Source organism: Pseudomonas sp. IT-P258 (genome assembly GCF_949767825.1).
GTDB lineage: Bacteria > Pseudomonadota > Gammaproteobacteria > Pseudomonadales > Pseudomonadaceae > Aquipseudomonas > Aquipseudomonas monachiensis.
This window is the reverse complement of the sequence record NZ_CATKPU010000015.1, coordinates 1-19,933: the sequence shown is the minus strand read 5'-3', so window position 1 is coordinate 19,933 and position 19,933 is coordinate 1. Positions and strand designations below refer to the sequence as shown.

The 19,933-nt window shown below is 60.6% G+C and carries 16 protein-coding genes and 1 pseudogene; 11 read left to right on the top strand and 6 right to left on the bottom strand.

All coding sequences use genetic code 11. The features are described from left to right. Window positions 1-79: 79 nt before the first annotated feature. The 5 genes from ACM6G4_RS04815 to edd all read right to left on the bottom strand — a co-directional run bounded on the left by ACM6G4_RS04815 (window position 80) and on the right by edd (window position 6,679). Window positions 80-1,339, bottom strand: a complete 1,260-nt coding sequence (locus ACM6G4_RS04815; RefSeq protein WP_414913157.1) for an AGE family epimerase/isomerase — start codon at window positions 1,337-1,339, stop codon at window positions 80-82. Window positions 1,340-1,527: 188 nt separating this feature from the next. After that, window positions 1,528-2,955, bottom strand: coding sequence for an ATP-binding protein (locus tag ACM6G4_RS04810; protein ID WP_201783892.1), 1,428 nt, complete (start codon window positions 2,953-2,955; stop codon window positions 1,528-1,530). A 31-nt stretch (window positions 2,956-2,986) separates the two neighbouring features. Beyond that, entirely contained in the window at window positions 2,987-3,718 is a 732-nt protein-coding gene (locus ACM6G4_RS04805; RefSeq protein WP_056725962.1) for a response regulator, read from the bottom strand. A 178-nt stretch (window positions 3,719-3,896) separates the two neighbouring features. Further along, the gene (locus ACM6G4_RS04800) at window positions 3,897-4,856 is read right to left on the bottom strand and encodes a glucokinase (protein ID WP_056725964.1); all 960 of its coding nucleotides are present in this window, start codon (window positions 4,854-4,856) and stop codon (window positions 3,897-3,899) included. After that, window positions 4,853-6,679 (bottom strand): phosphogluconate dehydratase, encoded by a 1,827-nt coding sequence (gene edd, locus ACM6G4_RS04795; protein WP_056725966.1) that lies wholly within the window; start codon window positions 6,677-6,679, stop codon window positions 4,853-4,855. The genes ACM6G4_RS04800 and edd overlap by 4 nt, the downstream gene beginning before the upstream one ends. A 220-nt stretch (window positions 6,680-6,899) precedes the next feature. Here edd and gap point away from each other — a divergent pair, with 220 nt between their 5' ends. The 8 genes from gap to ACM6G4_RS04755 all read left to right on the top strand — a co-directional run bounded on the left by gap (window position 6,900) and on the right by ACM6G4_RS04755 (window position 15,066). Beyond that, window positions 6,900-7,901, top strand: a complete 1,002-nt coding sequence (gap, locus tag ACM6G4_RS04790; protein WP_056725969.1) for a type I glyceraldehyde-3-phosphate dehydrogenase — start codon at window positions 6,900-6,902, stop codon at window positions 7,899-7,901. A gap of 144 nt (window positions 7,902-8,045) precedes the next feature. Continuing rightward, on the top strand, window positions 8,046-8,510 hold the full coding sequence (locus ACM6G4_RS04785; protein WP_056725971.1) for a methylglyoxal synthase: 465 nt from the start codon (window positions 8,046-8,048) through the stop codon (window positions 8,508-8,510). Between the two features lie 77 nt (window positions 8,511-8,587). After that, window positions 8,588-9,106, top strand: coding sequence for an RNA polymerase sigma factor (locus ACM6G4_RS04780; RefSeq protein WP_414913156.1), 519 nt, complete (start codon window positions 8,588-8,590; stop codon window positions 9,104-9,106). Between the two features lie 121 nt (window positions 9,107-9,227). Continuing rightward, the gene (locus tag ACM6G4_RS04775; protein WP_414913155.1) at window positions 9,228-10,193 is read left to right on the top strand and encodes a FecR family protein; all 966 of its coding nucleotides are present in this window, start codon (window positions 9,228-9,230) and stop codon (window positions 10,191-10,193) included. Window positions 10,194-10,315: 122 nt separating this feature from the next. Continuing rightward, window positions 10,316-12,883 carry a TonB-dependent receptor gene (locus ACM6G4_RS04770; RefSeq protein WP_414913154.1) on the top strand — a complete coding sequence of 856 codons (2,568 nt, stop codon included), beginning with the start codon at window positions 10,316-10,318 and terminating at the stop codon, window positions 12,881-12,883. A 114-nt stretch (window positions 12,884-12,997) separates the two neighbouring features. Beyond that, window positions 12,998-13,606 carry a biliverdin-producing heme oxygenase gene (locus ACM6G4_RS04765; protein WP_056725978.1) on the top strand — a complete coding sequence of 203 codons (609 nt, stop codon included), beginning with the start codon at window positions 12,998-13,000 and terminating at the stop codon, window positions 13,604-13,606. A gap of 188 nt (window positions 13,607-13,794) precedes the next feature. After that, the gene (locus ACM6G4_RS04760) at window positions 13,795-14,184 is read left to right on the top strand and encodes a YbaN family protein (RefSeq protein ID WP_056725980.1); all 390 of its coding nucleotides are present in this window, start codon (window positions 13,795-13,797) and stop codon (window positions 14,182-14,184) included. Window positions 14,185-14,331: 147 nt separating this feature from the next. After that, window positions 14,332-15,066, top strand: coding sequence for a hypothetical protein (locus ACM6G4_RS04755; protein ID WP_414913153.1), 735 nt, complete (start codon window positions 14,332-14,334; stop codon window positions 15,064-15,066). A gap of 61 nt (window positions 15,067-15,127) precedes the next feature. Here the strand turns inward: ACM6G4_RS04755 and ACM6G4_RS04750 are convergent, their stop codons facing one another. Beyond that, window positions 15,128-15,994: a hypothetical protein gene (locus ACM6G4_RS04750; RefSeq protein WP_414913152.1), complete on the bottom strand. Its 867-nt coding sequence runs from the start codon at window positions 15,992-15,994 to the stop codon at window positions 15,128-15,130. A gap of 382 nt (window positions 15,995-16,376) precedes the next feature. On the opposite strand from ACM6G4_RS04750, the pseudogene ACM6G4_RS04745 reads away from it, so the two are divergent. The 3 genes and pseudogenes from ACM6G4_RS04745 to ACM6G4_RS04735 form a co-directional block, all read left to right on the top strand. Further along, window positions 16,377-17,609: pseudogene (locus ACM6G4_RS04745) on the top strand (chemotaxis protein); the annotation flags it as partial. 150 nt (window positions 17,610-17,759) lie between these two features. Beyond that, a complete protein-coding gene (locus tag ACM6G4_RS04740; protein WP_411741798.1) occupies window positions 17,760-18,515 on the top strand; it encodes a methyl-accepting chemotaxis protein in 756 nt (251 codons plus the stop codon). Window positions 18,516-18,596: 81 nt separating this feature from the next. Further along, a partial coding sequence (locus ACM6G4_RS04735; RefSeq protein ID WP_414913151.1) for a CoA transferase occupies window positions 18,597-19,933 on the top strand: 1,337 nt, incomplete at its 3' end.

Sequence of the window (19,933 nt, the reverse complement as noted above, 5' to 3'; positions counted from 1 at the left end):
TTGCTTGCGCTGCATAGGATTCTAAACAGGGGATATCCCTTCGCAGGTAACGAAGGGATGCGCGAATGTCACCGCATGGTTACATAGAACCGCTCTGGGACAACTGCGCCAGCGCCGTAGCCATGCTTGGCGCCAACGCCAGGCGCGGAATCAGCACGGCTTGCCAGGCGTGGTAAAGGTCAGGCTTGCCGGGCCAGATATCGGCACTCGGGCGGTTCAGCGGATCGAGTTCGTGATGCCAGCTGCCGCCTTCGCGGTCGATGAAATGACTGTCAGAGAATTCCCAGAACAGTCGGTACCAGTGTTCGTATTGTTCATCGCCGGTGCGCTTGAGCAAGGCACTGGCGGCGGCGCTGGCTTCGCAATGGGTCCAGTGCAGGCGATGGCGGACCACCGCTTTGTTGTCCCAGTCCAGGGTGTAGACGATGCCCGGCGCGCCATCGATATCCCAGCCGTGGAGGCAATTGTGCTCGAACAATTTTTGCGCATCGGTGACCAGCCAGCCCGGCGTGAGCATCCCCGCTCTCACCCGCGAAGCTTCGAGGTGCAGCAACAGCCGCGCCCACTCGAAACCATGGCCAGGCGTGGTGCCGTAAGGGCGGAAGCCGTCGGCCGGATTGTCGTGGTTGTAGTCCCGCAGTGGCTGCCAGGCGCGGTCGAAATGCTCGATCACCAGGTAATCGTTGGCGGCGGCGTGGCCATGGATCACTCGTTCGACAATCCGTTGGGCGCGGCTCAGCCAGCGGTTGTCATCGGTGACATCGGCCAGGGCGAGGAAGGCTTCGGTGGCGTGCATGTTGCTGTTGGCGCCCCGGTACGCCTCCTCTTCGCTCCAGTCGCGCCTGAAAGACTCGCGCATCGCGCCTTCTTCTTCGCACCAGAAATAAGTGTCGATGATATCGATCGAGTCATCGAGCAAGGCTTGCGCACCGGGACGCTGCGCGACCACCGCAGAACTGGCGGCCAGCGCGACGAAAGCGTGCAGGTAGGCATTCTTGCCGGTATTGCCGTCGCGGTGTTCGGCAGTCGCGAACCAGCCGCCATGCAGCGCATCACGCAATGGTCCGCGCAGGGCGGCAACACCGTGATCCACCAGCTCGGCAAAACCCGGCAAGCCCTGAATATGGGCCATGGCAAAGCTATGGGTCATGCGCGCGGTGTTCATGGTGTGGGCTTGCGCATCAGCTGGGAGACGGCCTTTTTCATCGAGGTTGCCGAAGCCTTCAGGCAGTTTCGAAGCCTTGGCAAAGGCCAGCAGGCGCAAGCCTTCGGTGGCGAGCCATTGCTGATGGGCAGGTGCATTCAGCCAACTGCTGAAGGCCGGTTGGAAGGTGTCCATGGCGTACCTTTTTTGTTGTTATGACTGAGGGGCAGCATAAACAACGGACGAAGGCGGGCTTGTAACGAAGGGGGTGGGTTATGTCACCAGGCTGTGACAATTGCATAGCAAGATCAAAAGATCGCAGCCTTCGGCAGCTCCTACAGGGATCCATGTAGGAGCTGCCGAAGGCTGCGATCTTTTGACTTTCAATCCATCGAGCGGGGTAACTGCAGGGTCACCCGCAACCCGCCCTCACGCAAATTCTGCAAGCTGACCTCACCGCCATGGCTATGGGCAATGTTGCGGGCAATCCCCAAGCCCAAGCCATAACCCTGCTGCTGCCCGGCCAGGCGGAAGTGCGGTTCGAACACCTGCTCCAGGCGCTGCTCCGGCACGCCCGGCCCCTCATCATCGACATGCAGGATGAACGCGCTTTCATCGTCATCGATGTGCAGGTGCGCGTTCTGCCCGTACTTCAACGCATTGTCGATCAGGTTGCCGATGCAGCGCTTGAGCGCCAGCGGCTTGCCCGGATAGGACGCCAGCGCCCGCCCCTGCTGGGTAACGCGGCCGTTGCCGTTCGGCGCGAGATAGGGTTCCACCAGGCAATCGAGCACATGGTTGAGGTCCACCGGCTCGATGTTCTCGTGGATGTCGGTGTCTTTCACGCATTGCAGCGCACCCTTGACCAGCAATTCGAGCTCGTCCAGGTCGCGCCCGAACTTGGCTTGCAGTGTTTCGTCTTCGAGCAATTCAACCCGCAGGCGCAAGCGGGTGATCGGCGTGCGCAGGTCGTGGGAAATGGCGCTGAACAACTGGCTGCGCTCGGTCAGGTAACGACTGATGCGCTCGCGCATGGTGTTGAAGGCGCGCCCGACCTCGACCACTTCGCTGCCACCGCCCTCGGCCACCGGTTCCACATCGGCCCCCAGCGACAGGTCCCGCGCCGCCCGCGCCAGGCGCTTGAGCGGACGACTCTGCCAGTGCACCAGCAGGCCGATGAACAACAGCAAAAAGCTGCTGGTCAGGACAATGAACCACACCTGCTGCGCCGGCAGGCCCTGCTCTTCAAGGCTGGTGTAGGGCTCGGGCAACAGCGAGGCGATGTACAGCCATTCGCCCGGCGCCATCTGGATCTGTGTGACCAGCACCGGCGGATTCACCGGCTCCAGGGTCAGCGCGTAGTGCGCCCAGGAGCGTGGCAACTCATCAAGCTTGAGGCCGCCATTGAAGATGCGCAGGTCTTGCGGGCTGACGAAAGTCACCGAGATGTCGGTGTCCTGGCCGAGAGACTGGCGCAGCACTTCGTCCACCGCCTTGAGCACCGCCTCTTTGCGTGGAGTAATGGGTAACACTTCCATGCCCAGCGGCTTGTCGTTGAGCGTCACCACGAACCGGGTGCCGCCCATGCTGCGCAACTGATCGAGCACCAAGGGGCGAAACGCCACCGGCAACGAACGGAAATAACTGACGCTGGCGGTCATTGAATGGGCCAGGCTACGGGCGCTGGTGACCAGGCCCTCGAGTTGCGTGGCACGCAGTTGCGACACCCAGATCACACTCGACAGTGCTTGGGCGAACAACACCGCCAGCAGGGTCAACAGCAACATCCGCCCGAGCAGCGAACGCGGCATCGGCACCTTGTCGGCGAGCTTGCGTAAAGTCTCAGTGACCATTGCTGGCAACCACGTTGGCTGCCAGTTGGTAACCGCTGCCACGCACGGTGCGGATCAGCCGCGGCGGTTTCTCGGTGTCACGCAGGCGCTGGCGCAACCGGCTGACCGCCATGTCGACGATGCGATCCAGGGGCATCAGATCACGGCCACGGGTGGCGTTGCCGATGGTGTCGCGGTCGAGGATTTCCTGCGGGTGATCGAGAAACAACTTCAGCAGCGCAAAGTCGGCGCCCGAGAGAATCACCTCTTCGCCGTCGATGTGGAACAGCCGATGGCTGACCATGTCCAGCCGCCAGTCATCGAAGGCCAGCACCTCACCGCCACTGCGCTCCTGACCGAACTGCGCGCGGCGCAGCAACGCCTTGATCCGCGCCTGCAATTCCCGTGGGCTGAAGGGCTTGCCGAGGTAATCGTCGGCACCCAGTTCCAGGCCGATGACGCGATCGGCTTCATCGGAACTGGCGGTGAGCATGATGATTGGCACCTGCGCCTGACGCGGATGCTGGCGAATCCAGCGGCACAGGCTGAAGCCGTCTTCGTCGGGCAACATCACATCAAGGATCACCAGATCACTCGGCGCCTCGTTCAGCGCCTGGCGAAAGCCGGCACCGTCGGGCGTGGTACGGACCTGAAATCCGGCGCGGGTCAGGTAGGTATCCAGCAACTCGCGTATCTCTTGATCGTCATCGACCAACAAAATCGACTTGTTGACTGAGCTCACAGGAAGGCGTCCTTGTTGTTTGAATTGGGCGGATTATGCCTTAAGCACTGATTTTACAAACACCACAGAAACAACTGTGGGAGCGGGCTTGCTCGCGAAGGCGTCGTAACATTCAACATATTGGTTGACTGACACACTGCTTTCGCGAGCAAGCCCGCTCCCACATTTTGATCGTATTTCAGGCTGGGAGAGATTGCTCCAAAGCCACACCCGCACCCATCAATCCCGAATACGGCGCCGTCACCAGCCACACCGGAATCCCCTTGAAGTAATCGCTCATGCAACCCTTGTCGGCGAAGCAGCGGGCGAAACCGCTTTCGAGGAAGAAATCGGCAAACCGCGGAATCACCCCGCCCACGATGTACACGCCACCGCGTCCACCGGTGGTCAGCACGTTGTTGCCGGCCACGCGACCGAGCCAGCAGCAGAACTGCTCAAGCACTTCCACGGCAATCGGGTCGCCCGCCAGCCCGGCAGCAGTAATCGCTTCCGGCGTATCGAGCACAGGCGTGTGCCCGTCCACCGCACAGATCGCCCGATAGACACGGGGCAAGCCGCCACCGCTCAGGGCTGTTTCCGCACTGACATGGCCGATTTCGTTGAAGATGTGCTGCCAGAGCTGGGTTTCACGTGCACTGCTCAATGGCAGATCGACGTGACCACCCTCCCCCGGCAATGCGGCAAAACGGCCCTCGCCCAGATCGAGCAAGGTGCCGACGCCCAGGCCGGTGCCCGGGCCAATCACCACCGCCGGGCGCAACGGCTCGGGCGTGCCCGCGCAGACCACGCGGAATTCGCCGGGCTGCAAACGGGTCATGCCCAGGGCCATGGCCGAGAAGTCGTTGACCAGCAACAGCTGATCCACCTGCAAGGTCTGGCAAAAGCCCTTGCGGCTCAGGCGCCAGTGATTGTTGGTGAATTTGAATTCATCACCGCTCACCGGGCCTGCCACCGACAGGCACACCGAACCGATCGCACCCGGCGCCAGCCCCAGGCCATTCAAATAGAAGCTGATCGCATCGATAGGGCTGGGGAAATCTGCCGTTGCCAGTACCTGGACCGATTCCAGTTGCTGGTTTTTCCACAACGCGAAACGTGCGTTGGTCCCACCGATGTCACCGACCAAAGCCAGTTTCAATTAAGCGTCTCCAGGGCAGAAGTGAAGGCGCTGGCGCCCTGCTCCGCCGAGCTGAAGGCCATGCGCATGAAACCGAACAGCTCGCGACCGGTGCCGATGTTGTTGCCCAACAGGCCTTTGGCCGGCGTGCGCGCTGCGAATTCTTCGGCGTCCACCATAAGCTCCAGGGTGCCTTTGACGCCATCGACGCGGATGATATCGCCCTCTTGCACCCGCGCCAAAGCGCCACCGACATAAGCTTCGGGGCTGACATGAATGGCCGCCGGGATTTTCCCCGACGCACCGGACATGCGCCCGTCGGTCACCAGCGCGACTTTGAAGCCGCGATCCTGCAGCACGCCGAGGAACGGCGTCATCTTGTGCAGCTCCGGCATGCCGTTGGAGCGCGGGCCCTGGAAGCGCATCACCGCGACAAAATCCTTCTCCAGCAAACCGGCCTTGAACGCATCGGCCAGGTCCTGCTGATCCTGGAACACCATGGCCGGCGCTTCGACGATCTGGTTTTCCACGGCCACGGCGGAGACTTTCATCACGCCACGACCGAGGTTACCTTCCATCACCCGCAAGCCACCTTCGGCCGAGAATGCACGGGCGACCGGACGCAGGATGCTTTCATCGAGGCTGTCGGTCACGCCTTCGCGCCAGACCAGTTGGCCATTGTCGAGGAACGGCTCCTGGGTGTAGCGGCTCAGGCCATGGCCCATCACGGTATTGACGTTTTCATGGAGCAACCCGGCTTCCAGCAGCTCACGGATCAGGAACGACATGCCCCCCGCGGCCTGGAAGTGGTTGATGTCGGCTTTACCGTTCGGGTAGACGTGGCTGAGGGTCGGCACGACTTCGGAGAGGTCGGCCATGTCCTGCCAGGTCAATTGAATGCCCGCTGCCATGGCGATGGCCGGCATGTGCAGGGTGTGGTTGGTCGAGCCGCCGGTGGCGTGCAGCGCGACAATCGAGTTGACCAGCGAACGCTCATCGACGATTTCACCGATCGGGATGTAGTCACCGTTCTGCTTGGTCAAACGCGTGACCTGATGCGCCGCTTCGCGGGTCAAGGCATCGCGCAACGGCGTGTTCGGGTTGACGAAGGACGCGCCCGGCAGGTGCAGGCCCATGACTTCCATCAGCAACTGGTTGGTGTTGGCGGTGCCGTAGAAGGTGCAAGTGCCAGGGCTGTGGTAGGACTTCATTTCCGATTCCAGCAACTCTTCGCGAGTTGCCTTGCCTTCGGCGTACTTCTGGCGCACGTCGGCTTTCTGCTTGTTGGAAATGCCCGAGACCATCGGCCCACCCGGCACGAAAATCATCGGCAGATGGCCAAAGCGCAGGGCGCCCATCATCAGGCCCGGCACGATCTTGTCGCAGATGCCAAGCAGCAGTGCGCCGTCGAACATGTTGTGGGACAGCGCCACGGCCGTGGACAACGCGATCACTTCGCGGCTCGGCAGGCTCAGTTCCATGCCCGGCTCGCCCTGGGTCACGCCATCGCACATGGCCGGGGTGCCGCCGGCGAACTGGCCGACGGAGCCGATCTCGCGCAGAGCCTTTTTGATCATCTCCGGAAAGACTTCGTACGGCTGGTGCGCCGAGAGCATGTCGTTATATGACGAAACAATCGCAATGTTGGCGGAGTTCATCATCCGCAGGCTGTGCTTGTCGTCGCTGCCGCATCCGGCCACGCCGTGGGCGAAGTTGGCGCATTGCAGCTTGCCGCGCATCGGACCGTCGCTGGCCGCACCGCGAATCAATGCAAGGTAAGCCTCACGCGTGGCGCGGCTGCGGGCGATAAGCCGTTCGGTGACCTCAAGGACGCGGGGATGCATGTGTAGAACTCCAGGCTAACGGATGTGGCGACCTGATTGTCTATGCTGATCAAAGCCCGGTGTCGATGGGATGACAGACGGTTTTCTTGATCGGTTGGACCAGTTGATTCAGGTCACTCGTTGTAGATTGAACAAAATATTGCCATTAAAAAGGCTTGTTTTCTATTTTTTTGCGAATAATCTTGTAATTCCAACAACAAAACGACGGTAGCGCCGCACTATGACTCTTCGAATCGCAATCAATGGTTTTGGCCGCATCGGCCGTAATGTCCTGCGAGCACTCTATACCCAGGGCTACCGTCAGGATCTGCAGATCGTCGCCATCAACGACCTGGGCGACAGCGCGATCAATGCTCATCTGCTCAAGTACGACACCGTTCACGGCACGTTCGATGCCGATGTCCAGCATGACCAGGAGAGCCTGACGGTCAACGGCGACCGCATTTCGGTCAGTGCCATCCGCAACCCGGCCGACCTGCCCTGGGCCGCGGAAAAGATTGATGTAGTGTTCGAATGCACCGGTCTGTTCACCGACCGGGCCAAGGCCGCCGCGCATATTACGGCGGGCGCGCGCAAAGTGATCATCTCGGCCCCGGCCAAAGGCGCCGACGCCACCGTCGTTTACGGGGTGAACCACGACATTCTGCGCCAATCGCACCAGATCATTTCCAACGCGTCGTGCACCACCAACTGCCTGGCTCCGGTGGCCCAGGTGTTGCATCGCGAGTTGGGCATCGAAAGCGGTCTGATGACCACCATTCACGCCTACACCAACGACCAGAACCTGACCGACGTCTACCACACTGACCCGTACCGTGCCCGTTCGGCCACCCAGAACATGATCCCGAGCAAGACCGGTGCCGCCGAAGCGGTCGGCCTGGTGCTGCCGGAACTGGCAGGCAAACTGACCGGCATGGCGGTGCGCGTCCCGGTGATCAACGTGTCGCTGGTGGACCTGACCGTGCAACTGAAAAAAGAAGCCAGCGCAGAGGAAGTCAACGCGCTGCTCAAGCAAGCCAGCCAGCACTCTAAGATCCTTGGCTATAACACCCTGCCGCTGGTTTCCAGCGACTTCAACCACAACCCGCTGTCGTCGATCTTCGATGCCAACCACACCAAGTCCAGCGGCAAGCTGCTCAAGGTACTGGCCTGGTACGACAACGAATGGGGTTTCTCCAACCGCATGCTCGATAACTGCCTGGCGCTGTGCAACGCCGAGTAAGCGAAGCTTACGACTGTAGGAGCTGCCGGAGGCTGCGATCTTTTGATTTTGCTTTTTAAGAACAAGATCAAAAGATCGCAGCCTCCGGCAGCTCCTACAGATGTGTGCAATGCACAGCATCGTATTCATGTCCTGGAGCCCCCCATGATCGGCATCAGCTTTACGCAAAAGACCATGGCGGCGCGCAAGCGTATCGCCCTGGTCGCCCATGACCACTGCAAGGTGTTCTTGCTGGACTGGGCCGAACGGCAAAAAGACAGGCTGGCCCGGCATGATCTGGTCGCCACCGGCACCACGGGGTTGTTGTTGCAACAACGCCTCGACCTGCCGGTGCAAAGCATGATCAGCGGGCCGTTGGGCGGCGACCAACAGCTCGGCGCGCAAATCGCCGAGCAGCGGGTCGACATGCTGGTGTTTTTCTGGGACCCGTTCGAACCCCAGCCCCACGACCCGGACATCAAGGCGTTGCTGCGGGTCGCGGCGGTGTGGAACATCCCGGTGGCGTGCAACGAATGCAGCGCAGACTACCTGCTCAGCAGCCCGCTGATGGATCAGGCGCACCCCCATCGGATTCCCGATTACGCCACCTACTTGCAGGGCCGCGCATAAAGCTTCACAAATCAGGACTTGACCACTCGAGTAGATGATAAGCATTATCATCTACTCGAAATGGATCAGGTTCTCCCGTGAGTCAGTCGCGCTTCAACCACGTTTTCCTCACCCAGCGCACCTCCCTGCTGCGCACGCTGGAACGGATGGTCAACAATCACAGCACTGCTGAAGACCTCTTGCAGGAAACCTACCTGCGGGTGACCCGTGCATTGAGCGAACGGGCCATCGATCATCTTGAGCCCTTTGTCTTCCAGACGGCACGCAACCTGGCGCTGGACCATTTGCGCGCGCGGCGCATCCATTCGCGCACCATGGTCGATGACGTGCCGCAGGAGTTGGTGCACAGCATCGCCGCCCCCACCAGCAGCGCCGAAGACGCCGCCCATGCCGAACAATTGCTGGAGCGCCTGAACGTGAGCCTCGGTCAACTCAGCGCCCGCCAACAGCGAATTTTCATCCTCAGCCGCCTGCACGGGCACAGCTACCAGGAAATCGCCGAGGAGCTGAACGTGTCCCTCAGTACTGTGCAGAAAGAACTCAAACTGATCATGTCGATCTGCATCGGGGTTGCCGATCGCATGAACGCCAACTGAGCGCCAAGGCCCTGCGCTTATCTGGACCGACTGCGCTGATCATCGGGCTTTGCTACCCTTGGCCCACTTTCTACGCTTCACTAAAAAAACAGCCGTGCACAGACACTGCCGAGGAAACGCCGTGACGGACAACCACCGCTCCCCAGAGCCTTCATCGGCGCAGGACCCCGCAAGCGCGATGGACCAGGCCCTGGACTGGCTGATCGTGCTCGACAGTCCCGACGAGGAGCAGACCCGCCAATTCCATGCATGGCTTGACGCCGATCCGTTGAATGCCCAGGCGTTCGCCAAGGCCCAGGCGATCTGGGACGGCCCACAAGTGGCGCAGTGCGCGCAAAGCCTGGCTGCGCGCCCCGCGAAAGTCACTGCCATTGCCCGTCTGCGTCCGCACTGGAAACCACTGGCCACCGCCGCCGTGCTGCTGCTCGGGCTGTTCAGTTTCAGCAGTTTGCCGATGCGCCTGCAGGCCGATCACCTGACCGTGGTCGGCGAGCGCCAGCGCCTGCAATTGGAGGACGGCTCCAGGGTCCTGCTCAATACCAATTCGGCGTTTTCAAGCACCATCAACGACCAGCAACGTGTTGCCCGTCTGTATCAGGGCGAAGCGTTTTTCGAAGTGCAGGCCAATCGCGGCCAACCCCTGGAAATCGATGCCGGACCGGTCACGGCCAGCGTTCGCGATACCGCGTTTGCCGTGCGTTACCTCGACGGCGTGGCACAGGTGCGGGTACAGCGCGGCGATGTCGACTTGCGCGCCACCCGCAATGACGCCCGGGTGCGCTTGTCCGCCGGGGAAAGCATTCGCATCGGCCCCAACGGCTTCGACCGCCCGGCCAAGCTGGATGCCGCCACCGACCTGGCGTGGGTCCAGGGACGTCTGGTGTTCGAAAACTGCCCGTTGAACCAGGTGCTGGCAGAACTTCGCCGCTACTACCCGGGCTGGATCATCAACAACAACGAGCAGTTGGCCGATGTCACCGTGACGGGCAACTACCGCCTCGATCAGCCGCTGGACGTGGTTCGCTCCCTGGCCCATATCACCTCGGCCCGGCTCCAGGAATTCCCGGCGCTGGTCATCCTGAACTGAATGAGAATTATTTTTACTCGATAGCCAAACCCCGTACGTCTCGTTATAGCCAATGCAATTGATTCGCATCTAACCCTGCCAATCAGCACCTATAAAGATTCGTGCGACACGGAGCGCTATCGATGTCCCCTCGCCTTACCCGCCAAGCCCCTACACCTTCCCGCGTGCTGTCGCTGCTGACCGCCGCCATCCTGATGGCCGGTACCGCACCGCTCATGGCCGCCACCACTACCGAGCAGTCGACCCGCAAAATGGGCGACTACGCATTCGCCATTCCCCAGCAATCACTGGTGTCGGCACTCAATGCCTTTACCGCCGTGACGGGCTGGCAGGTCGGCGTGTCGTCGGAGCTGGCACAAGGTGTGGCCTCGCCGGGAGTCCGCGGTTCCCTGTCGCCGGAGAACGCCCTGGATCGCCTGTTGGTGGGGACCAACCTGGGCTATCGCAAACTGGGCAACAACAGCATCGTCCTGGAAAAGCGCAGTGGCAGCAGTACGCTCAACCTGCAACAGGTGACCATCAGCGCCACCCGTAACGAGCAGGATGTGAACAGCGTACCGAGCACGGTCTCTGTCTACACTCGCGAAGATCTGGACCGAAACAACGTCAACACCATCAAGGAACTGGTGCGTTACGAGCCCGGTGTTTCGGTGGGTGGTTCAGGCCAACGCGCCGGCATCACGGGTTACAACATTCGCGGCATCGATGGCGACCGCGTGCTGACCCAGGTCGATGGCGTGCAGGTACCCGACGGTTTCTTCAACGGCCCCTATGCCCAGACCAACCGCAACTATGTCGATCCGGAAATCGTCAAGCGTGTGGAAATCCTCCGGGGCCCGGCGTCGGTGCTGTATGGCAGCAGCGCCATTGGCGGTGCGGTCAGCTACTACACGCTGGACCCGGACGACATCATCAAGCCAGGCAAGGATGTCGGCGCGCGCCTGAAAACCGGCTACAGCTCCGCCGACGACAGCTGGCTGACTTCCGGCACCGTCGCCGGCCGCACCGGCGAGTTCGATGGCCTTTTGCATCTGAGTCAACGCAACGGCCATGAAACAGAGTCCTATGGCGATACCGGCGGCACTGGTCTGAACCGCACGGAGGCCAACCCCCAGGACGCGCGCACCACCAGCGTGCTGGCCAAACTGGGCTGGAATTACGCCGACGACGCGCGTTTTGGCCTGACCTACGAGCATTACAAGGACGACCGCGACACCAATCAATTGAGCGCAGTGGGCGGCCCGTTCAATGCCGGACGCGGGTTCGGCTACTACAAGTCCCGTACCGGTAACGACACGATCACCCGCGAACGCTTTGGCCTGGAACACAGCTTCGGTCTGGACAGCACTCTGGCTGACAACATCAAGTGGACGCTGAACTACCAGATCGCCAAGACCGACCAGAGCACCGAAGAGATCTACGCGCCGCCGTCGCGGACCGTGCTGCGTAACCGTGATACGACTTACAAGGATCGCCAATGGGTATTCGATGCCCAGGCTGACAAGTCGTTTGCCATCGCCGATACCGATCACTTCGTCACCTATGGCACCACCATCAAGCAGGACAAAGTCACCGGCCTGCGTACCGGTACCGGCACCTGCCTGACCGTGGCCGGTGCCTGCCGTGTCATTGGCGCCCCTAGCGCCAGCGACACGCTGACACCCGCCAGTGACTTCCCGGACCCGACCATCAATAGCTACGCCCTGTTCGCCCAGGATCAGATCAGCTGGGGCAACTGGACCTTCCTGCCCGGTGCACGCTACGACTACACCCAGCTCAAGCCGCATATCACCGACGAGTTCCTGGCCACCGCCGACCAGAGCGGCAACGGCACGGTGAGCGACGAGACCAAGACCTGGCATCGCCTGTCGCCGAAATTCGGCACCACCTACAGCTTCAACGATCACTACACCTGGTACGGCCAATACGCCGAAGGCTTCCGCACCCCGACCGCCAAGGCGTTGTATGGTCGTTTCGAAAACATCGCCGGCGGCTATCGGGTCGCGCCTAATCCGGACCTCGAACCGGAAAAGAGCAAAAGCTACGAAACGGGTTTGCGCGGCAACTTCGAGCAGGGCTCGTTTGATGTGGCGGTGTTCTACAACAAGTACCGCGACTTCATTAACGAGAACGCCATCACTCCGGGCTACACCGAGACCACGTTCCAGAGCAACAACATCAAGCACGCCACCATCAAGGGGGCCGAGGTCAAGGGCCGCCTGAACCTCGACGCCTTCGGCGCGCCGCAAGGCCTCTACACCCAGGGCTCGGTGGCCTATGCCTACGGTCGCAATGACGACAACGGCGAGCCGCTCAACAGCGTCAACCCGCTGACCGGTGTATTCGGCCTCGGCTACGACCAGGATACCTACGGCGGTTTGCTCAGCTGGACCCTGGTGAAGAAGAAGGACCGCGTCGACAGCACCAGCTTCAAGACCCCGGACGGCACCAGCACCCAGTTCAAGACCCCCGGTTTCGGCATTCTGGACCTGAGCGCGTTCTACAAAGTGACCGACGACGTGACCGTCAGCGGCGGCGTCTACAACCTCACCGACAAGAAATACTGGCTGTGGGATGACGTGCGCGGCTACGACAGCGTCGGCGAGGCCTCGGTGACCCAACCGGCCAACCTCGATCGCCTGACCCAGCCGGGTCGCAACTTTGCGGTCAACCTGATCTGGGATATCTGATCCGCACATCCCGCTGGGCGGTTTCATCAAGCCGCCCGGTGAGGTTTTTTTACTGTCAGGCGCCTTGCTGTTCGTCTCGTTACCAAGCGCCTCTTCTTTCTCCAAGGAATTGCCATGACTACCCAGGCCACCGAACAACGCCCCAACCTGCGCTCACAGCGATTGAACCAGATCACCAACGAGCCGCACAGCAAGCTCGATGCCCTGGTCAAGGCCCACTCCCCGTTTGAAACCCCGGCCAATTTCGCCCGCTTCGTGGTAGCGCAGTACCTGTTCCAGTCGGAACTGGTGTCGCTGTACAACGATGCCGAACTGACCGCCATCGTCCCGGATCTGCCGGCCCGCTGCCGTGCCGATGCCGCCAGGGCCGACCTCGCGGACCTGGACACCGACGTGCCGACACCTGTGGCCGGCGCACTGAAGAACCCGACCAAGGCTGAAGCCCTCGGCTGGATCTTTGTTTCGGAAGGCTCGAAGCTCGGTGCGGCGTTCCTGATCAAGCGTGCCGTGGGCCTTGGCCTGAGCGAAACCTTCGGCGCCCGCCACCTCGGCGAACCGGCCGGTGGCCGCGCTGAAGGTTGGAAGCGCTTCGTCCAGACCCTGGACGGCCTGGCATTCAGCACCCAGGAAGAAGCCGAAGTGGAAAAAGGCGCCATCGACGCGTTCAACCGGTTTACCGTGTTGCTGGAGCAGGCTTACGCCAGCGCGCCGGAAGTCGCCTGACACACCGCTGTCCCTATGGGAGCGGGCTTGCTCCGGGCGGCGTTCCGACGAAAGCGGAGTATCAGTCGACATGTTTTTTGAATGTCAGACCGCCTTCGCGAGCAAGTCGGATCGCCGCACCGCCGCTTCCACATTGGACGAAGCAAGTCTGTAGGATTTCGATTCGCCTCACGTGTTGCCTTGAACCCATGCCTGCCTCTTCAAAACTCTCCCGCCTCCTCTTCGGCCTGCTGGCCTATGTCAGCCTGGGCATCGGCCTGATCGCCATCGTCATACCCGGCCTGCCAACCACCGAGTTCATCCTGCTGGCCGCCTGGGCCGCGACCCGCAGTTCGCCGCGCCTGAGCGCCTGGCTGGAAAACCACCGGCTGTTCGGCCCTATCCTCCATAACTGGCGCAACGGCAAGATCATCGCGCGTCGGGCAAAAGTCAGCGCCACGGTCAGCATGCTGTTGTGTGCCGGTCTGATGCTGGTGATGCTCGATCACGGCTGGCCGATTTACCTGGCGATTGCCGGGATGGGGCTGGGCAACCTGTGGATCTGGTCACGGCCGGAATCACTGCCGCAAGTCACCTGAAGCCTCTTCAAACCGCCCTGTAACAGCCGACAACGGCACACTTGAAAGTACCTACTTCCTGTTCGGATTTCTCCTACGTGTTTATCAGGTCATCCATTTCCGGGGTTGGCCGTTAAGCACCATGAAACCCCACGACGAGAAGCTGACATGAATGTAAGTGCCGCTGCATCTTTTCAAGTTCCGTATCCGCAAACATTGAAAGCGAACACGGAAAAAGCCCAGCCTGAGAAATTCGACATTTCGGTAATGGATGACAGGTTAAGGTTGACCATCGAGAAACTCCGAGCGCCTCAAGGTGTAGCTAGAAATCTCAGCAGCGAAAAACTGAATGAGGTGGATGAATTTTTGAATTCGCTCGAATCACTTAGCGGGTTCTATGACCTACCTCCTCTGATAGAAAGCTTTAGAAATTCAATGATTAGGCATCATGCATTCCAGGCAGATCTGGTGCTCAAAAGAATGGAAGGGATTTACTCCGACTTCAAAAAAGACCTGCAAAGCAAATGGTCTGGTCTGGCCCATAACGTAATGGGCTTCACCGTGGCCGAAGACGGGCAGTTGAAAGTCACTTCGCCCCCCGACACCCTGACTGCCAGGGATGAGGAAATATTGAATACCCTGTTGAACGAGGCCAAAGGCTTGCAACCCCTGACCCTCAAGCACGCCAAGGCCGTAATCGAGTTGACTCAGCTGGATAAGCCACAGTTTGAGGGCAAGGTAAAACTGGACCTGAGCAACTTCCACAAGATGATTGACTATGGATTACTGATGAATAAAGGTGCGCTGGACTTGGGAAGTCCAGACTCCTGGCTGGATCAATTGCATAAAAAGGCCGAGAAGAATCCGATCGAGAAAAAACAGGGCCTGCACATCGAGGCCTGATCGTTCGATAGAACCCGGCAAAGCGAACATATATGTGCGCTTTGCCGGGGACCTGACAGGCTTAGTTACGCAACATATTCTGATAACATATATGTGCGAATGAAACATTCGGTACGTTGTGTCCTCCCACCCCCGACGCCTCTTTGCCTTGAATCTGGATCAACCAATGTCCCAGGTTATATTCAACTTCCCACTTATATCGGTACTTGCCACTGCTGGTCCAGAAAGGCTCAGACTTCAGCTGCCCATAACACCCGCCCAACTGAACGACACCCACGGCATTACCGGTAACATCCGTTACAAGGTCGTATGGGGTCTCATCCGCCCCTTTGTCCAACTTCAAAGTGGCGGTAGCACCTTCGACCGGCTGCCCTGTCGAATCACTCAACCGGACCGACCAACTCAAGACTCGGTAGGCCTGCGTAGTCGCCCAGTAGTGCCGCAGATCACCGGTATCGCCCTGGACACGACTGTCGGTGTAGTAAGGCGCTGAGCCAAACTCGAGCTTGTAGATATCACCCGCTACGAAGGGAGCAGACGGCTTTTTCGAGATGCGAACCTGAACTTCCTCATTCGGCTTCAGGCCAGACACCGTGAAAGGTGCCCCCCAAGGAATAGCAGCCCAGCGTCCGTTGCGATTGTATTCCAACATCAATGGCCCGCCTTTCGTGTCACCCGCATGGATCAACACATCTTGGCCCCGCACAGGCACGAAGCTGTAATGTTTCACATCCGCTTCGTCAGCCAGACTTTCCTTGAGGGTGTTCAGTTTGTCCGGCAGTACCGTGGCCGCCGGGGTTATTTGGGACGCGATACCCGAAACTGCGGCCGAGTTCAGAAAAGACATCGCAGGTGCCGTCCCTGCCGCCAATAACATCCCCCAAAACAATGCTACCGAGCGAAACCCTATCCCTTTAAAACAAGTCATACACATGAAGTCCTTCTCATTATTTTCTGTCAGATGCCGGATCCGAAAACTTCCGCAATCGTTCCACCGAGGTGGCCCGCGTATTTAAGCGGTCTGCCCTTAATGAGAAGCGGTACATATGTATTTCGAGAGTTTCACTCAGGGCGGCTCGAAGCCGGAATCCTTGGCGTAACCACCCTGAACGCTCCCGCGCTTTTTTCCTCTTTTCACCCCCATTTTCGGCACATTTTCCTGCGCAAACGTTCAACCATTACCGTTCGTCGGGATGCCCCTCATGTAACCTCATCGCCACGCCGATGTGCATTGATCGGCGCTAAATGGATTTAGCGAGTGAGCCGCGACGGCCCACAGCCAACACTTCATCCATTCGCGAGCTCGCCCTATGTTCGACTCACTGTCCATCCGCCTGAAAATCGTCCTGCTGTCCGGTCTGTGCCTGCTGGGCGTAGTCGCCTTGATAGTGGGCATGAACATCTATCAGACCAATCAGAACGATGACTTGGTCAGCGATTCCAGCAGCAGGATGCTCACCGCCAGTGTGCAGGACCTGCTCCAGGCCAAGGCCGCCGAGCAAGCCGTGCGGGTGCAAAAGACCTTCGGTGAAACCCTGACGGTGGTGACCGCTCTCGCGGACCAGATCCAGGACATGCGCAACCTGGCCGCCAAGCGCGCCCTCGAACCCGGCGCCCTGCGTGAAGAGTTGAACCAGAGCCTGAAAACCGCGTTCGAGCGCAACAGCAAGGTGCTGGGGATCTGGCTGGCGTTCGAACCCAACGGCCTGGATGGCAAGGACAGCGAGTTCGTCAATGACGCCGCCCGCCAATCCAACGAGATCGGACGTTTCGCCACGTACTGGAGCCGCGCCGGGGGTGATGCCCTCAACACGATCATGGTCGAAGAGGACATGACCAAGACTACCCTGAACCTCAGCGGTACGCCGTACAACGTCTGGTACACCTGTCCGCGGGACAGCAAGCGCATCTGCCTGCTCGACCCCTATGCCGATACGGTCGGCAACAAGGAAATGTTGATGACCACCATTTCCGTACCGCTGCTGGTGGATGGCAAGTCCATCGGCGTGGTCGGTATCGACATCGCCCTCGACGCCCTGCAAGCGGCGGCGGTCGACTCCCAGCGCGACCTGTTCAACAGTGCCGGGCACATGCTGATCGTTTCCGGCACTGGCGTGCTGGCCGCCTACAGTGTCGATGCCGGCAAAGTCGGCAAGAACATCGGCGACACCCTGGGCGGCGATGGCAAGGACATCCTGCAATTGCTCGGCAATGGCGCGCCGAAGATTCTCCAGCAAGGCGAGTTGATCCGCGCGGTGTACCCGGTCAGCCCGATTGCCGACGCCAAGGCCTGGGCCGTGGTGATCGACCTGCCCCGGCAAGTGCTGCTGGCCGACTCGGTGAAGCTGCAAGCGGTACTCGACGATGCCCAGCAAAGCGGCACGCTCAAGGCGCTGTCGGTGGCAGTGATTGCCGGTCTGCTCGGGCTGTTGCTGATGTGGCTCACCGCGTCCGGCGTGACCCGCCCGATCAACAGCGTGGCCGACATGCTCAAGGCGATTGCCAGCGGCGACGGCGACCTGACCCAGCGCCTGCACTACAGCAAGAAAGACGAACTGGGCGAACTGGTGAGCTGGTTCAACCGCTTCCTCGACAAGCTGCAACCGACCATCGCACAGATCAAGCAAAGCATCACCGATGCCCGAGGCACCGCCGACCAGTCTTCGGAAATCGCCCGCCAGACCAGTGAAGGCATGCAGGTGCAATTCCGCGAAATCGACCAGGTCGCCACCGCGTCCAACGAAATGAGCGCCACCGCCCACGACGTCGCCAACAGCGCCTCGAACGCGGCCAACGCGGCGAAGGGTGCCGACCAGTCGGCCCGCGACGGCATGTCGATCATCGAACGCAGCACCCGCGACATCAATCAACTGGCCGAAGAGGTCAGCAAGGCCGTGACCGAAGTCGAAGCCCTCGCGGTCAACAGCGAGCAGATCGGTTCGGTGCTGGAGGTGATTCGCAGTATCGCCGAACAAACCAACCTGCTGGCGCTCAACGCCGCCATCGAAGCCGCCCGTGCCGGTGAAAGCGGCCGGGGATTCGCGGTGGTCGCCGATGAAGTGCGCAACCTGGCCAAGCGTACCCAGGACTCGGTGGAAGAAATTCGCCTGGTGATCGAACGCATCCAGTCCGGCACCCGCGGCGTGGTCGCCACCATGCACTCAAGCCAGACCCAGGCCCACAGCAACGCCGGACAGATCCAGCAGGCGGTCCAGGCCTTGGGCAAGATCAGCGACGCGGTCACCGTGATCAGCGACATGAACCTGCAAATCGCCAGCGCCGCCGAACAGCAAAGCGCCGTCGCCGAAGAGGTCAACCGCAATGTCTCGGCGATCCGCACCGTCACCGAAACCCTGACCGGCCAGGCCACCGAGTCGGCGCAGATCAGCAGCCAACTCAACGCCCTGACCACCCACCAGATGAAGTTGATGGATCAGTTCCGCGTTTAGGAAGCACCACCGATAAATGTGGGAGCGGGCTTGTCACCTGATTTGATCTAAGATCGGGCTCTCGCTCCGGAGGGCCCTTCGATGACTGATCTGCTCACGTCCGTTCAAGCCGCACTCGGTTTGCCTCACACCCCGATTCCATTCACGTCCAGCGGCGCCCTGCCCTCGGCGTTTGCCGTTACGGATCTGGCCTGCGCCGGCATCGCTGCCGCAGGCCAGGCCGTCAGCGAACTGCTGCACCAGCAAACCGGGCACCTGCCCGACCTTGAGGTCGACCGACGCCTCGCATCATTCTGGTTCGCAACCTCGATTCGTCCGCTTGGCTGGAGCATTCCGCCGTTGTGGGACCCGGTGGCCGGTGACTACGCCACCCGCGATGGCTGGATTCGCCTGCACACCAACGCACCCCATCACCGCGCCGCTGCCGAAAGCGTGCTCGGCCACTGTATCGACCGCGCAGCGATGGCCGACAAAGTGGCTCGATGGGCGAACAGCGAGCTGGAGCAGGCGGTGGTCAATGCCGGTGGTTGCGCTGCCGAAATGCGCACCTGGGAACAATGGCAGGTCCATCCTCAAGGCCAGGCAGTGAATGCCGAACCCTTGGTTCTGTTCGCCAACCATCCAATCCAGAGCCGCAAACCCTGGACTGGTTCAGTGGCTCGCCCGCTGGCCGGCATCAAGGTGCTGGACTTGACCCGAGTACTGGCAGGTCCCATCGCCAGTCGCTTTCTGGCAGGCCTGGGCGCCGATGTCTTGCGCATCGATCCGCCGACCTGGAACGAGCCCGGGGTGGTACCGGAGGTCACCTTGGGAAAACGTTGCGCGCGTCTTGATCTGAACGACAGCTCCGATCGCGCTGTATTCGAGTGTCTGCTCAAGGACGCCGACATTCTGCTCCACGGCTATCGCGCCGATGCGCTGGAGCGACTTGGTCTGGGCATGGATGAACGCCGGCAACTGAACCCCGACCTGATCGATGTTTGCCTCAACGCCTATGGCTGGAGCGGCCCTTGGCAAAACCGACGGGGCTTCGACAGCCTGGTGCAGATGAGCAGTGGCATTGCCGAAGCGGGCATGCGCTGGAAGCAGGCGGACAAGCCGACGCCACTGCCGGTGCAAGCCCTCGATCACGCTACCGGGTACTTGATGGCGGCCAGTGCGATCAGGTTGTTGGCGCTGCGGTTGAATGACGGCACGGGAGGCTCGGCGCGATTGTCGTTGGCGCGCACGGCGAGGTTGTTGATCGAGCATGGGCCGGGGACGATTGAAGCGTTACGTGCGGAAGATGAGCAGGATCAGGGGGTGATGGTGGAGCAGACTCCGTGGGGGCCAGCGCATCGGTTGCACGCCCCATTGAAGATGACTGGGACACCGTTGCAATGGGCGCTATCGGCAACCGAATTGGGTTCACATTGCGC